This is a genomic window from Natronosalvus sp. KLKA75 (assembly GCF_059736265.1).
In genome coordinates this window covers 1,827,119-1,841,801 of record NZ_CM185522.1, presented here as the reverse complement: position 1 = coordinate 1,841,801, position 14,683 = coordinate 1,827,119, and the positions used below count along the sequence as shown (strand labels likewise).

General features: G+C 61.5%; 16 protein-coding genes and 1 tRNA gene. 12 read left to right on the top strand and 5 right to left on the bottom strand.

The genetic code is table 11. The features are described from left to right. Positions 1 to 485: 485 nt before the first annotated feature. Positions 486 to 782 carry a hypothetical protein gene (locus tag AC6I65_RS08860; protein ID WP_497901551.1) on the top strand — a complete coding sequence of 99 codons (297 nt, stop codon included), beginning with the start codon at positions 486 to 488 and terminating at the stop codon, positions 780 to 782. Between the two features lie 616 nt (positions 783 to 1,398). Here AC6I65_RS08860 and AC6I65_RS08855 read toward each other — a convergent pair. Together AC6I65_RS08855 and AC6I65_RS08850 are read right to left on the bottom strand one after the other, a co-directional pair. Next, a tRNA-Val gene (locus tag AC6I65_RS08855) sits at positions 1,399 to 1,473 on the bottom strand. 56 nt (positions 1,474 to 1,529) lie between these two features. Next, positions 1,530 to 2,069, bottom strand: a complete 540-nt coding sequence (locus AC6I65_RS08850; RefSeq protein WP_497903185.1) for a cob(I)yrinic acid a,c-diamide adenosyltransferase — start codon at positions 2,067 to 2,069, stop codon at positions 1,530 to 1,532. A 275-nt stretch (positions 2,070 to 2,344) separates the two neighbouring features. On the opposite strand from AC6I65_RS08850, the gene AC6I65_RS08845 reads away from it, so the two are divergent. Next, on the top strand, positions 2,345 to 2,506 hold the full coding sequence (locus tag AC6I65_RS08845) for a DUF7838 family putative zinc beta-ribbon protein (protein ID WP_497901550.1): 162 nt from the start codon (positions 2,345 to 2,347) through the stop codon (positions 2,504 to 2,506). Between the two features lie 432 nt (positions 2,507 to 2,938). Here AC6I65_RS08845 and AC6I65_RS08840 read toward each other — a convergent pair whose 3' ends face one another. After that, positions 2,939 to 3,322, bottom strand: a complete 384-nt coding sequence (locus AC6I65_RS08840) for a hypothetical protein (RefSeq protein ID WP_497901549.1) — start codon at positions 3,320 to 3,322, stop codon at positions 2,939 to 2,941. A 229-nt stretch (positions 3,323 to 3,551) separates the two neighbouring features. Here AC6I65_RS08840 and AC6I65_RS08835 point away from each other — a divergent pair, with 229 nt between their 5' ends. After that, positions 3,552 to 4,850 carry an O-acetylhomoserine aminocarboxypropyltransferase/cysteine synthase family protein gene (locus AC6I65_RS08835; RefSeq protein ID WP_497901548.1) on the top strand — a complete coding sequence of 433 codons (1,299 nt, stop codon included), beginning with the start codon at positions 3,552 to 3,554 and terminating at the stop codon, positions 4,848 to 4,850. Between the two features lie 60 nt (positions 4,851 to 4,910). After that, a complete protein-coding gene (locus AC6I65_RS08830) occupies positions 4,911 to 5,489 on the top strand; it encodes an NADPH-dependent FMN reductase (RefSeq protein WP_497901547.1) in 579 nt (192 codons plus the stop codon). 23 nt (positions 5,490 to 5,512) lie between these two features. Here the strand turns inward: AC6I65_RS08830 and AC6I65_RS08825 are convergent, their stop codons facing one another. Next, positions 5,513 to 6,160: a hypothetical protein gene (locus AC6I65_RS08825; RefSeq protein ID WP_497901546.1), complete on the bottom strand. Its 648-nt coding sequence runs from the start codon at positions 6,158 to 6,160 to the stop codon at positions 5,513 to 5,515. Positions 6,161 to 6,280: 120 nt separating this feature from the next. On the opposite strand from AC6I65_RS08825, the gene AC6I65_RS08820 reads away from it, so the two are divergent. From AC6I65_RS08820 to AC6I65_RS08805, 4 genes are all read left to right on the top strand, one after another. Next, positions 6,281 to 6,865 (top strand): thymidine kinase, encoded by a 585-nt coding sequence (locus AC6I65_RS08820; RefSeq protein ID WP_497903184.1) that lies wholly within the window; start codon positions 6,281 to 6,283, stop codon positions 6,863 to 6,865. Between the two features lie 83 nt (positions 6,866 to 6,948). Further along, positions 6,949 to 7,548, top strand: a complete 600-nt coding sequence (locus tag AC6I65_RS08815; protein ID WP_497901545.1) for a YIP1 family protein — start codon at positions 6,949 to 6,951, stop codon at positions 7,546 to 7,548. A gap of 180 nt (positions 7,549 to 7,728) precedes the next feature. Continuing rightward, on the top strand, positions 7,729 to 8,286 hold the full coding sequence (locus tag AC6I65_RS08810) for a hypothetical protein (RefSeq protein WP_497901544.1): 558 nt from the start codon (positions 7,729 to 7,731) through the stop codon (positions 8,284 to 8,286). Positions 8,287 to 8,650: 364 nt separating this feature from the next. Next, entirely contained in the window at positions 8,651 to 9,739 is a 1,089-nt protein-coding gene (locus AC6I65_RS08805) for a DNA-methyltransferase (protein WP_497901543.1), read from the top strand. Between the two features lie 121 nt (positions 9,740 to 9,860). Here AC6I65_RS08805 and AC6I65_RS08800 read toward each other — a convergent pair whose 3' ends face one another. Further along, positions 9,861 to 10,820, bottom strand: a complete 960-nt coding sequence (locus AC6I65_RS08800; RefSeq protein ID WP_497901542.1) for an HhH-GPD family protein — start codon at positions 10,818 to 10,820, stop codon at positions 9,861 to 9,863. Between the two features lie 96 nt (positions 10,821 to 10,916). Here AC6I65_RS08800 and AC6I65_RS08795 point away from each other — a divergent pair, with 96 nt between their 5' ends. The 4 genes from AC6I65_RS08795 to AC6I65_RS08780 all read left to right on the top strand — a co-directional run bounded on the left by AC6I65_RS08795 (position 10,917) and on the right by AC6I65_RS08780 (position 14,569). Then, the gene (locus AC6I65_RS08795; RefSeq protein WP_254156331.1) at positions 10,917 to 11,240 is read left to right on the top strand and encodes a ribbon-helix-helix protein; all 324 of its coding nucleotides are present in this window, start codon (positions 10,917 to 10,919) and stop codon (positions 11,238 to 11,240) included. Between the two features lie 57 nt (positions 11,241 to 11,297). Further along, positions 11,298 to 12,305: a winged helix-turn-helix domain-containing protein gene (locus AC6I65_RS08790; protein ID WP_497901541.1), complete on the top strand. Its 1,008-nt coding sequence runs from the start codon at positions 11,298 to 11,300 to the stop codon at positions 12,303 to 12,305. A 336-nt stretch (positions 12,306 to 12,641) separates the two neighbouring features. Beyond that, positions 12,642 to 13,307, top strand: coding sequence for a helix-turn-helix domain-containing protein (locus tag AC6I65_RS08785; RefSeq protein ID WP_497901540.1), 666 nt, complete (start codon positions 12,642 to 12,644; stop codon positions 13,305 to 13,307). Between the two features lie 59 nt (positions 13,308 to 13,366). Continuing rightward, the gene (locus AC6I65_RS08780; RefSeq protein ID WP_497901539.1) at positions 13,367 to 14,569 is read left to right on the top strand and encodes a sensor histidine kinase; all 1,203 of its coding nucleotides are present in this window, start codon (positions 13,367 to 13,369) and stop codon (positions 14,567 to 14,569) included. Positions 14,570 to 14,683: the final 114 nt, after the last annotated feature.

The window sequence follows — 14,683 nt, the reverse complement described above, 5'->3', positions numbered from 1 at the left end:
ACCGAATCACCAATTCTCCATTTAGGATTTCTATACTGCGCGAACTAAGCTGAGCGATTTGGCTTAACTGGGGTGCAGGGCCGCCATTTCCACAATGCCTTCGATTTATTTCCGGCTCAAGCCATCTTTGGATAGCCCCCAATCCCGCCTTTGAGTCTGGTGATTTTCGGTTGGAGTCGAGTTACCATTGTAAGCACATCGTTGGCGTTCAGCTCTCAAGAGGTGGTATCCAATCCTCGGTTGGCCGACCGTGGCAACCCGGCATTCAGACGATAGGCTATTGTGACATCCCATTCATTGGGAAACGCGACACGAGCGATATTGGTGACTGCGACAAGTCGGCTGTTGTTGATCACGACACACGCGAAATTAGTGGCCTGCGGATTGCGAAACCAGCCCATCCGAAGACTAGTGACATTGGCAATCCGGGGACTGGCGGTTCCAGCGATACGGAACTATATGGTCACTCGGTCCGGGACAAAAGTATGGAGCGATCCTTGGAACTCCGGATCAAAGGTCATCTCTACGAGATAGAGAGCGTCAACAACGAGATTATTGAAAACAGACAGGGCTTCCCGGCGTCGGAGGAAGGATATCGAAAGACGTTGGAAAGCGTTGCGGACTGTGGCGGTGCCGAAATGGTAGACAAAGTTGCAGACAAGATCAAAGAGCGTATCCGGGCTGAAGGAAAGCGCCCAAAGAATCGGTTCGTTCGTCGAAATGCGCGAATACTCCTGGTCGAAGAGGGGATCCTCCCAGATAAATACCTCAACAAAGCCTAAAATGACGCTGATTCCATCACCATCGAACCGGAATTGATAGCGATCAATGGAATCGCTGAATCTATCGGTCAATTCTTCCCGCTGTTGACAATCAGGGCACGCTGAATATGTGCCAGATGTGGACGTGACTAACGAATATTTCCTTTCATTAAGCTATCTCAGCAATCTTGGAGTTATTCGTCCAGTATTATAATGGATACTGTACAACGAAAGGGGATCGGTGACCGCTCGAGCCAGTGGATACGCGCCTCCCATTCAGACGAACACCTAGTGTGGTTGAAAGAAGAAATTGGATCTGGAGTGGAGCGAGCGGCATACTTTCAGACGAACCCCTTGTGGGGTGGAAGCTCTACAGGATTGCCGACGCAGATCAAGAGGCCGAATAATAAGCCAATTCCTGTCGCCAAACTTAATACTCCGTGTGGATCGTCGATAGATTGATAAACTCCGGCATAAACCACTTTATCGGAATCCCAGAGGGAGGCCGGAAGCGTGTGGAATTCGATTGGGTTCGGCAAATCGATCCTCCATCCTAAGCCCGCCAAAATTCCGAATTGGTCGGTACAGGGGCTCTCGAGTGTGTAAACGGACCCATAGAAATCGTTCGCAATTGGAGTGGGTTGGGGCAGATTTGAACTGCCGACTTCCTCCGTGTGAAGGAGGTATCATAACCGGACTAGATCACCAACCCTCAACCGAGGGTATCCGCGGGCGAAACTTAAGCGTTCCTTTCACGGCCGGTCCCGATCAGTACGTCGGCGTCTCCTCACCCTCGCCGTCGCGCTGATTGACCACTCGAGCCAGCGTAAACAACCCGTCTGACAGCCGATTCAGGTACTGCACCGCGTTCTCGTTGACGGCCTCTGGCTCGGCGTCCGCCAGCGCGACCGCTCGTCGTTCGGCGCGTCGACAGACCGCTCGAGCGTGGTGTAACCTGGCTCCCGACTCCCCGCCGGAGGGGAGGATGAACGAGCGAAGGGGCTCGAGGTCCTCGTCGTGGTCGTCGATCCACGTTTCGACTCGCTCGACGTGCTCCGCGGTGATTACCGGGTCGTCCCCGCCTGGATCGGGATTCGCGAAATCGGCCTGAACGACGTGAAGATGATTCTGGACCGTCCGCAACTGCTCGTCGACGTCCGCGTGTCCCGTCGGCCGGATCGTCCCCAGGAGCGCATTGAGTTCGTCGACCGTCCCATACGCTTCGATCCGCGGATCCGTCTTCGACACGCGCGTCATGTCTCGCAGATCCGTACCGCCGTCGTCGCCGCGTCCGGTGTAAATCGGCATCGTACGCGAGCAAACGGCCGGGTACGTCTTAGTTTCCCCGCCGAACGATGCCTCGAGGTGCGGTTCGGCCGTTTGACGAGCGTATCGCGAGCGGTCACCGGGTTCCACACCATCGCCGACGAATTCCTCGCCGGGAACTCGAGTCCGCGGGATGCAGGAAACGAGAGTCACGCACCCGATTCCATATACCACTATATCGTTCATGCCGGGATCGAGAGTGAATCGTACATCGGCGAATCAGTACGTTAAACTCGTTCGAGACGCAATCGACGCGCATGACGATGGAACTCGAGGCCGAGTGTCCCGACTGCGGTGAACAGACGTTCTACCGGGCGGCAAGTACAGCCATGCATCTCGGCGAGAAGGTGAAGTGGCACTGCCCGAACTGCTCGTACGGGTTCGTTCAGATCAACGGCATCGACTCGAGTGCGGTGTAACCAGCGTACGAAACGTAATTTTCGCGAGGGGTACCCGACATCTCCGTTTCAGCGATTTTTCAGCGCCGAATCGAGTACACTGAACGAGCGTGAGAAACGCCATTGTCATTTTTAGACGGCGAACGATTCGGCGACGTCAGAGCACGTCTCGCGTTCGTCAGAGTGCTCGACGATCCTGATGGCGTAGACTCACTCGAATCGCCAGCTTCACAAAATGGACTGTGCCCACTCGACTGCGACCGCGGCATCTCCTGGGGTTATGAATAATCTGACTCGAGATTCGGCCACGAAATCATCGAGGAACGACTGAACGTCCAGTTCATGGCCTGAATCAGCGTCCTGCAAACGAATGCGAAGCAGGAATCGTCTGCACGCGTTAGCTCCCAACCCGTATATATAAACTACATTTTGCAATATACATTCCTGCCTTGATTACCGATCGACGGTCGTTCCCCACTGGCTCCAGGCGAAGACGAGCACGAGTACGAGGCCGAGGACCAGAAACAGGGACCAGTGGACGAACGGCGAGTTTCCGAGCCACCCGGGAAGCTCGATGAGACCGGTCGCCTGCATCGCCCCGAACGCGATCAGGCTGATCCCGACGATCGAAATGAGGCCGATAGCGATCGTTTCCTTGATCATCCAGTAGCTCTCTCGAGCCTCCTGCTCGCTATCGGTGACCGGCTCGTCGATCGCGTCCGCGTCGGGTTCGTTACCCAGGAGTCGGGCGTCCTCGTTGATCTCCTCCTGGTCCGTGCCAGGGGTGTCCGACCCAGAGTCATGGGTGTCCGACCCGGAATTATCGGTGTCGCTCACGAGAGACTAGTTGCTTCCAAAACCGGTAGCCGTTGTACTTGCACTTACAAGCGTTCGAGGCCTATAGCCCGCTCAGCGGACGTGTACGTACTCGACACGGGGAGAAGCGTCTCACCGGGTGGATCGATTTCTGTGGGGCGCGAGCCCCGTTCCGACCGACCTGTCGTCGAAGACGGCAATACTAGCCACTCTGCGCAGGGTAATGCCTCGAGCCACGCTGTATCATCGTATGAGCGACGACCGAGACCGATCGTTCGCCACGAATTCCGTCCACGCTGGACAGGAACCAGACCCCGCGACGGGTGCGCGAGCCCCGCCGCTGTACCAGACGACGTCGTACGTCTTCGACGACGCCGACGACGCCGCCTCGCAGTTCGCCCTTGAGGAGCCTGGATACATCTACTCGCGGTTGATGAATCCGACCCTCGAGACGCTCCAGGAGCGACTGGCTGCCCTCGAGGGCGGGGTCGGCGCCGCGGTGACGAGTTCGGGGATGGCCGCGTTCGACCTCACGACGTTCCTCCTCGCCAGTGCCGGGGACAACATCGTGAGCGCCTCCTCGCTGTACGGCGGGACCTACACCTACCTGACCCACTCCGTCGAGCGCCGCGGGATCACGACGCGGTTCGTCGACACGCTCGACTACGACGCCTACGCGGACGCGATCGACGAAGAGACGGCCTTCGTCCACCTCGAGACGATCGGTAACCCGGCGCTCGACACCCCCGACATCGAGCGCATCGCGGAAATCGCCCACGACAACGGTGCCCCGCTGGTGGTCGACAACACATTCGCCACCCCGGCGCTCTGTCGCCCGCTCGAGCACGGTGCGGACATCGTCTGGAATTCGACGACGAAGTGGCTCCACGGGTCGGGGACGACCGTCGGTGGCGTCGTCGTCGACGGCGGGTCGTTCCCGTGGGCCGACTATCCCGAGAAGTACCCCGAACTCGCGGCGGACAATCCGGCCTACCACGGCGTCAACTTCGCGGAGACCTTCGGCGAGGCGGCGTTCACCTACGCGGCCATCGCTCGCGGCCTGCGCGACCTGGGGAACCAGCAGTCGCCCTTCGACGCCTGGCAGACGATCCAGGGCCTCGAGACCCTGCCCCTCCGGATGGAACGCCACTGCGAGAACGCGCTGGCGGTCGCGGAATTCCTCGAAGACCACGAGGCCGTCTCCTGGGTGAACTACCCTGGCCTCGAGTCACACGAGACCCACGAGAACGCGAACCGCTACCTCGAGGGCGGCTACGGCGGCATGATCACATTCGGTCTCGAGGCGGGCTACGAGGCCGCCAGGGAGACCGTCGAGTCGACCGAACTGGCGAGCCTGCTCGCCAACGTCGGCGACGCGAAGACGCTGATCATCCACCCCGCGAGTACGACCCACCAGCAGTTGAGCGCCGAGGAGAAGGAGGCCTCGGGCGTCACCGACGACCTCGTCCGGCTCTCGGTCGGCATCGAGGACCCCGGCAACATCATCGCGGACCTCGAGGCAGCCATCGAGGCGGCGACCTCGAGTTAAGCCGCTCGCAACTGTTCGGACTGACGCACCTTTTTAGGGCGACGCTGCATCGTAACCCGCATGAGCGACGTCCAGGTGCTGGCAGTCTGTGGCAGCCTCCGCGAGGAGAGCTACACGCGAATCACCCTCGAACGGGCGCTCGAGGCGTCGGCAGAGGCGGGCGCAGAGACGGGGTTAGTCGATCTTCGAAACTACGACCTCCCCCTGTACGACGCCGACGTCGACCGCGAGGACGCAGGAGATGCAGAGACAGTTGCCGCGCGTATTCGAGACGCGGACACCGTGCTCCTCGGCTCGCCGATGTACCACGGTTCGTACTCCTCGCCCCTCAAGACGGCCCTCGACTACTGCGGGTTCGATGAGTTCGAGGACAAGACCGTAGGGCTGGTGGGGGTCGCCGGCGGCTCCTTTCCCGTGACGACGCTCGAGCACCTGCGATCCGTCTGTCGAGCGCTCAACGCGTGGGTGTTGCCCCACCAGGTCGCCGTGCCGCGCGCCCACAGCGCGATTCAGGACGGATCGTTCGTGGACGACTCGCTCGAGGAGCGCGTCGCGACCCTCGGCGTTCGTGCCGTGCAGTACGCGACCATCGAACCCGACCCGGGAACGTTCGAGGGCGACCAGAACGTCGGCGCCTGACCACGGATTGGAACTCCAGGCGATCAGGGCTCGAGCGCGAGCTGAAACCGCCGCTGGTGGGCGAGAAACGCGAACGCGCCGAAGACGAGAAAGCCCAGCTGGTAGGCCTCGATGCGGAAGACAACGGTGGTCGCCCCGAACGCGAGTGGCTCCGTGAGGACCGTCCAGTTCGTCAACCAGGCCGACGCGAGCAGGGTCGTTGCGCCGGCCGCGATGAGTGCTCCCGAGAGCAGTGACGTGACTCGACAGCGTCGCGATTCGGGGAGCTGGAACACGCGACGCTCGAGGTGGATCTGGACGGCCACGATTCCGACCAGGAGAGGGCCGGCGACGAGGAGTCCCTCGGGGTTCCCGATTCGTTCGGCGACGAGCAGCCAGGCGGGCCAGGCGGCAACGAAGAGAAGTGCGACCCCGATCCGGCGCGGCGTGAGCAGGGCGTACATCGAGGTCGTCGTCGCGCCGAACACGCCCGTCCGGAGCAACGCCCCACAGAAGAGGATGCCCAGTCCGGCGAGTGCGGTCGATGGCGTTCGCGATTCGACGACGATCAGGGTGAACCAGAGCCCGACAGCGGCGGTGTCGAGCGTCGCCGCACTCCCCGCCGCCGTGACGCCGACGAGTCGGCGGCGAGTGTGGCGGCTGAAGCGTCCGGGCTGGCGGATGACGCTCATACCGGCGACACGGACCGGACCGGTTTCGTTATGGGATACGTTCTGCGAGCCGGCGCGATCGAACGCCGGATGAACGGAATTGGAAACCGATTTAACCTCGGCTTTCCCCGCTTTCATCCGATGCACGCGATCACGAAGAGTGGCTGGATCGAAGTCGTCACGGGGAGTATGTTCTCCGGAAAGACCGAGGAACTGCTTCGACGGCTCCGCCGGGCCGAGATCGCGGGCCAGGAGGTCGCCGTGTTCACGCCGGCCCTCGACGACCGCTACGGCGAGGACTACGTCGGTTCACACGACGGGCGACGCTGGGAGGCGACCGCCATCGATCCGGACAGCGACCTCGAGCCCGTCTTCGACGGCCTCAACGGCGAGCAGGTCGTCGCCTTCGACGAAGCCAACTTCTTCACGGAGACGCTCGTCGATGTCTGCGAACACCTGGCCGACGACGGTCGGCGCGTCATCGTCAGCGGGACGGACCAGACGTTTCGCGGCGAACCGTTTCACCCGCTTCCGCAACTGATCGCCTGCGCCGAGTACGTCGAAAAGTTCCGGGCGATCTGTGCCTGCTGCGGTGAGCCGGCGACCCGCAATCAACGACTCGTTAACGGTGAGCCAGCCCACGTGGACGATCCGACGATCCTCGTCGGCGCGGACGAGTCCTACGAGGCACGCTGTCGACATTGCCATACCCTCCGGCGAGACTGAGCGAGGAATCGAGACCCATGAGACCGACGAATCGAAACCGACGAGACTAACGAACCGAGGCCGATGACCCAGCGGATCGAGACATGACTCAGTGGATCGAGGACCCCCACGGCGGACGCGAGCGCGGCCCAAGAGGTCTCGCTCGCGCGTGGGTCGAGGTGTTGGTCCGGCCCCGGAACTTCTTCCGGGTAGGGGTCGCACCAGGAGACCAGGCCCCCGGCCTGCTCTTCGCGATGACAGTGGTGCTGATCGCCGCGACCTCCCACTATCTACTGGTTCCCGAAAACTTCCCGTCGATTCCCGTCTCGCCCGTCCTCGAGGGGCTGTTCTGGATTAGCCTGCTCGTGTTGTTCGTCGCCCCATTCGGGTTGCACATGGTCTCGGCCGTCCAGACGCTCTTGCTCCTGGTAGTCGTCGACGACCGCGCTGGCATCAGCCAGACCGTGCAGGTGATCGCGTACGCGACGGCGCCGTGTCTCGTCGCCGGGCTTCCCGCACCCGCGATCAGGCTCGCAGTCTGTGCGTACGGCACCGTCCTCCTGTGGATCGGCCTCCAGGTCGTCCACCGAACCTCGTTCGTCCGAGCTGTCGTCGCCGGCGCGATTCCCGCAGCGCTCGTCTTCGGGTACGGGTTCGGTGGGTTCGGGGCGCTCGAGGCCCTCGGTATTTCGACCCCGTTTTGAAGGGTGCGTCTCGCGAATGGTTGCTCGATAAAGGAGTTGCGGGCTCGAGCCCGTCGAGGACGTCCAGCGCGAGCATTTCGCGTCAGTCAGTTCAGTAGGGACGTCCTACCACTCGCCTGAGTGGCGGCCCAAATTGAAACATTGCACAGAACTATTTATCGGGGTGTGGATGGTCGAACTATGCCAGACAAAGAGACGCCCCTCTCGGAGCGCGTCGTCAAAGAAGCGATCGGCGTCGGCATGGACTCGCCATTGCGAGACCCGATCCTTGAGGCAGTCGATGAAGCCGAAGGAGGCAGTTCGTCGTCGAAGCGGATGGTTCCGGCGGCGGGACTCTTGCTCGGCGCCGGTGCGGCCATCGGCTACCTGTTCGGGCGCTCGGAACTCCCTGATTCGGAGTTGGGAGACGAGGTGAAAGAGGAACTTTCCGACATCGACATCCCGGCCGCCGAGATGGACTCGGAGACGGAGGCGGACGAATCGGAAGCCGCGGAACCGTCCGGAGGCCGTGGCTGGCTCTCGAAACTCGTGGTACTCGGCGTGACCGTCGTCGCGGCACTGGCCTGGCGGCGTCGCCGGGCCGCAGAAGACGAGTGGGAACCGATTGAGGAGTTCGAACCAGCCACGGACGCGGTGTCGATGGATGCCTCGGAGGAAGGCGAAGACGAGGAGGGAGAAGACGAAGAAGCGGCGGAAGCCACAGCTGAAGGCGAATCTGAAGACGAAGACGAAGAGTAATCGAACCACGGCGACCACCGTCGCCTTCTCGAGTCGGTTCTGAACTGCCGGTACGTAATCCTGGAGTGGCAACTGTCCACAGACGGATACCGGGCAGCGGGGACGTTCCCCCTCTACCTCTCTCACTTCAAAAGGTATAGTGTGCTCGGACCTCGCGCTGCTGGAACTCGAGTCACGACGTAACGTCGATCCGTGCACCGATGGAACTCGAGTCACGGCCCGTCACGGTCTCGAGTCGAACTCGCCGTTCCGACCTCACCGTTCCGGTCCTCTGTGTTTCACCCCGTAGCCGACGGAGGGAGACCTCTTACCCCGCCGACGCGGGTGAGAAGACCTAAGGGGGCGACGGAGACACAGACACACGATGGAGACGACCCACCGCGTCGTGACCGGCGACGCCCGCGACCTCGCTGCCGTCGCGGACGAGTCGGTCGACCTCGTCGTGACGTCGCCGCCCTATCCGATGATCGAGATGTGGGACGACCTCTTCGCCGAACTCGACCCGGCCGTCGGTGACGCCCTCGATCGAGGGGACGGTCGCGAGGCGTTCGAGGCGATGCACGTCCAGCTGGATCAGGTGTGGGACGAACTCGAGCGCGTACTCGTCGACGGCGGCATCGCCTGTATCAACGTCGGGGACGCGACGCGGACGCTCGACGACAGCTTCCGGGTCTACTCGAACCACGCCCGCGTGCTCGAGGCGTTCGAGGCCCGCGGGTTCGATCCCCTCCCCGATATCCTCTGGCGCAAGCCCGCCAACAGCGCCGCGAAGTTCATGGGTAGCGGGATGATTCCGCCGAACGCCTACGTTACCCTCGAGCACGAGTACATTCTCGTCTTTCGGAAGGGGGACTCCCGGCGGTCGTTCCCGCCAGGCGACGACGACCGCTACGAGGCGGCCTACTTCTGGGAGGAGCGAAACCGCTGGTTCACGGACCTCTGGTCGGACGTGACCGGCGAACTGCAGACACTCGACTCGTCGGACGAGGACCTGCGCGAGCGCTCGGCGGCGTACCCCCTCGAGATTCCCTACCGGCTGTGCTGCATGTACTCGACGTACGGCGACACCGTCCTCGACCCCTTCTGGGGCACGGGGACGACCTCCCTGGCGGCGATGTGTGCCGGCCGTCACTCGATCGGCTACGAACTCGAGGCGGCGTTCGTCTCGGCGTTCGATGATCGCGTGCGGGAGGTCCAGGATCGTTCCCGGTCGATCGGTGAGCGCCGACTCGAGCGTCACCGGGCGTTCGTCGACCGGGAGCGCCAGCGAACGGCGGGGCCGAGTCTCGACTACGAGGCCGACCACTACGAGACGCCCGTCGTCACGCGAATGGAGTCGGGGATTCGACTCTACGAGGTGGTCGACGTCCAGCTTTCCGATGGGAGCGATGCGGGTACTTGCGACGACGCTGATAACGTAGGGTATCGACTGACCCACGCGCCGCTCGAGTGACGAGAACCGATGGGTAGCCGGTGTGGTCGTACGCGAAACGAGGGGTAGCCGATCCGGTTCCGGTTGCATGCAGGGTCGACTCGACCTGCGTGCGATCACGTTCCACCTACGCGCGCTCCAACTACGCCCGCAGCCTGGCGACCGTCTCCCCCTCGCTTTCGTCTAGCTCGACGAGTCCGTCGTCGGCCAGATCCGACAGCAGTCCCTCGAGCCACTCGCGTCCGTGCTCGCCATCGGAGGTGTAGTCGACGCGGATCCGCGGCCCAAGCGTGTCGAGGGTCAGTTCGTCGTACTCCCGGAGCGTGCGGACGATGCGCCCGCGGAACTGTCGACGGCTGCCTTCGAAGGCCGACTGCGTCGGCACGTCGGGTGCCGAGAAGTCGCCCGTCGCGTAGGCGCTGCAGTACTCGCGCCAGGGACAGCCAGCCTCGTCGCACCTGGGCCGCTGGGTGCAGGCAACTGCGCCGAGTTCCATGATCGCGTTGTTCCAGACGCGCGAGCGACCCTCGGGCATGAGCCGATTGGCCGCCGTCTCGAACGCCGTGTCGTCGTCAGGCACGTCGAACGCCCGATAACAGACGCGCTTGACGTTCGTGTCGACGACGGCGTCGCCGGCGTTGAACGCGAAACTCGCGACGGCGTTGGCTGTGTACGGGCCGACACCCATCAGTTCCTGGAGGCCGTCGGGCGTCTCCGGGAAGGCGCCGTCGAACTCGTCTTCGATCTGGGTCGCCGCCTCGTGGAGGTACTTCGCCCGATTGTTGTAGCCGAGGCTGTGACTCGACCAGAAGCCGACGACGTCCGAGCGGTCAGCCGCCGCGAGCGCTTCCGTCGTCGGCCACCGCTCGAGGAACGCGTCCCAGGCGTCGACGACGCGATCCAGCTGGGTCTGCTGGCTCATCACCTCGCTCACGAGAATCTCGTACGGATCGTCGGTCTCGCGCCAGGGGTACTCCCGGTGATCGGCCTCGTACCACGCGATCAGTCCCTCCTGGACGTCCTCGAGGTCGTCTCCAGTCGGGAGGGCGGTCGACTCGAGCGACCCTGCTTCGCCGTCGGTCGATCCGGCGTCCTCGCTCATTGTCGTGGATTGTGAATCGACGACCTTACGGCTAGCGATTCCTGCGTTTGCAGCGAGCGCGAAAGGTCTATGAATCGTCCTCGAGTTGGGAATGCCATGAGCCTCGACGCGCTGACCGACGAGATCGAAGCGACTTACGCCGACCTGGGCGAGGAGTGCACCGTGGCCCTCGACCGCGAGACCCGGAACGAGTTGGCATTGCTGGCGACGGCACTCGAGCCCGAATCGACCGACGAACTCCTCCGCCGGGCGGTTCACATGCTCTTCCAGACGACGGTCGACACGGGCAAACTCGACTTCCAGCTTCGCTCGGGGTACGACGTAACCTACGACGAGTACCTCTCGGGGATGACCTACGACGAGATGACGGGCGCGAACAACTACCCGCAACTGGACGACGAACGCCGTTACCAGTTCTGACCGTCTGATCACCCCGCCGTCGACAGGGTTTTGGCCGCTCGTATCACAAACAGTGACATGGACACCGGATCCGCTGAGGACGGCCCAGCCCCCAGCGACGCGTTCCAGGCGCTCGGAAACGAGATCCGGATGCGCACCGTCCGAGCCCTGCTCTCGGACGGGCCGTGCACGTTCTCGAGGCTGTTCGAGGCGAGCGACACCGACACGTCCGCGGGGTTCGCCTACCACCTCCGACAGCTAACCGGCGAGTTCGTCCGACAGCGCGAGGACGACCGGTACGAACTCACCTACGCCGGCCGCGAGGTCGGGCGAGCGATCCGGGCGGGCACCTACACCGACAGCGTGGACTGCGAATCGATCGCTCTCCCGGAGCCCTGCCCGTTCTGCGAGGAGACCGAACTGGTCGCGACCGTCACCGACAACGTCACTCGCGTTTCGTGCCGGGCGTGCGAGGCGCCGATTCTGGAACTGTCGTTCCCGCCGAGCGGGTACGCGACTCGAGAGGCGGTCTCGATACCAGCGGCCCTCGACTCCTACCATCGACACCGCATTCGGACGTTCGCCGACGACGTCTGCCCCGACTGTGGCGGCGCGACGACGGCGGACGTCGAACCCGTAACCGGAACGGCCGACGACGAGGACGACGGTCCAGACCGTGTCCAATTGGCCTTCGATTGTGGGGCCTGCGGAGCGTCGCTTCGCTGCCCGGTCACCCTCGCGGTCCTCGAACACCCCGCGGTCGTCTCGTTCTACCACGAACACGACCGCGACGTCCAGGAGCGCTCGCTCTGGAACGTCGGTCGCGAGTGGCGCGAACGCGCCGTCTCGAGCGATCCGTGGTGTCTCCTCGTGAGTACACGCCTCGAGGACGAGACGTTGCTTCTCTACGTCAGCGGGGACGGTACCGTCGTGGATAGCCGCCGACGGCCGAGTACCGACGACGGCGCCAGTTCCGATTCCGGGTCCGATGCGGAGTCGAATGCGAACGAACCATCGACGGCCGAGGACGACGAGACGCAACCCGCGCTCGAGACAGACTCGAGCGACGAGAGCGTGACTGTCTGATCGGCCCTCGACAGTACGTTCTTCGGCCATTGAAAACCCTCGAGGAATGATAGGTCTCTGTGATCGTGCTGAATCTCGAGCGCGAGTGTGGCGCGAGGTCGTAACTGATCTATGAAAGTAGTGAGTACTTAGTACAGGGGAGGCAGGTAGCGAAGAGACGACTGGTTTTACCGATAGCTGTAAAGAACGGCGTGTTGAATACAGAGGCTACGTTCAGCAGGGGGCGGATTTTTTATTTTCTGTAGAATATCGAGACAAAATTCTCGGGCTAGCTCAGGTTCTGGTTGAGCGGTCCCTGAAGTGAATATTTACGGCCAGAACACCACAGTTCGGTCAATGGCTACTGAGGCTAACTTTACGGTTCCGTCCGATCAGTTCCCCCTGGGAACCATATTCGAACAACTACCGGATGTGACGGTCGAATTAGAGCGAATTATTCCCGCACGAGATGTGGTGATCCCCTATTTCTGGGTTCGGGGAACATCGGTTGACAACATCGAAGGAGCGTTTACCGTGCATCCAGGAGTGAAGGAGATCGAGTTCGTCGATTCCGTCAGCGACGAGTATCTGTTGCGTGTGGAGTGGGCATTGGATTACGATGACGTGCTGACCGTACTAACGGAAGCGAAGATTGCGCTCATCAAAGCCACCGGCACGAATCGGCAATGGACGTTCGAAATTCGCGGTGATGCGCGAAGCGACATTGCAACCTTTCAGTCTCGCTGTCGAGAGCTGGATATCCCTATCAAACTGACCGAACTGCATGCGCTTACGCCGGTCGAAACGGCCACCGAGGAAGCGCTCACCGGACCGCAGCAGGAAGCGCTAGTGCTCGCTTATGGCCGGGGCTACTTCGAATCCCCACGCGAGGTAACGATGGAGGAACTCGGCAACGAACTCGGCATCTCACACCAGGCTGTCGCCTCTCGCCTCCGGCGCGGAATCAAGCGCATCCTCGGGAGTACGCTCACCGAGGTAGAGCCTCTATCCAAGAATGGTTAAAAAGGCGTTGGAAGTTCAAAAGCCACGCTAAACAGCGTAGATGATTTTTGTAAAGACTAATGAGCGAGGGTCCTATCGAACCAGGTCAGAGGAACACGAATTACTGGCACCTCGTTATCTCTGGAGTGGGCATTCTGCTTCTCGTCTTTGCGGTGGGCAAATCAATCGACGCGTTCTCCAGGAGTGGCGGGCTTTTGGAAGCCGGACTTGATTTGATCTTGCTCAGCGTTCCGGGTCTCGTACTGCTGTCCATCGGACTCTGGTTACCGACGTCTTCTATTAACCCCGAGTTCTATCCACGTATCGTCGCGTGGACCGCTGGAGGAGTCGTCGTGATGGGGATCGTGCTCGGACTACGCGTCGTCCATCCCGGCGTCGAAGTCGGTTTCGCGTTCGGGACGCAAGCAGTCCTGCTAGCGATCGGTTCTATCGCGGGACTGGGAATCGGCGTGAACAACGCTCAGGCGCGTACCCACGCCCAAACGCTCAAGGAGCGAAACAAGACGTTGCAACAGACCGAGGAACAACTCAAAGAGTCAAATGAGCGGTTAGAACAATTCGCATACGCCGCTTCCCACGATCTCCAGGAGCCGCTTCGTATGGTAAGGCGCTATCTGGAACTCGCCGAGAGCCGGTACGGCGACGACCTCGACGAGAACTGCAAAGAGTTCATCGACTTCGCTGTAGATGGTGCCGACCGGATGAGCGAAATGATCGACGGATTACTCGAATACTCCCGGGTCGAAACCCAGAGAGATTCGTTCGACACGGTCGATCTGGACGCCGTTCTTGACGATGTACTCACGGATCTCCAGTTCAGGATCGAAGAGACCAACGCCTCGATAACACAAGAGCCGTTACCCACGGTCGAAGGCGATAGAAGACAGTTACGGCAACTCTTTCAAAATTTGCTGAGCAACGCAATCGATTACAGCGGCGACGGTCCCCCGCGGATACACGTATCGGCGGCACAAGATGGTGCGGAGTGGGCGATTTCGGTTCACGACGAGGGGATCGGGATTGATTCAGCTGATGCCGAACGTATTTTCGAAATCTTTCAACGGCTGCATTCGATCGAGGAACACGCTGGGTCGGGAATCGGTTTGGCACTGTGCAAACGGATCGTTGAGCGCCACGGCGGAACGATCTGGGTCGATTCAGAGCGCGACGAGGGTTCGACGTTTTCCTTTACGCTCGCTTCCACCGTCGAATCACCGGACATGTCTAGTGTCATTACTCAAAAAGCGAACTCCTATGAATAGATCTGATGGATCTATACGAGAAATGCGCCGTGTATTCAGCATATTTCCGTTAATACTGTTTCAACTGGAGAAGAGTCTCCGAGTTCTGTTCGCATATCTACGGAACAGCTGGTT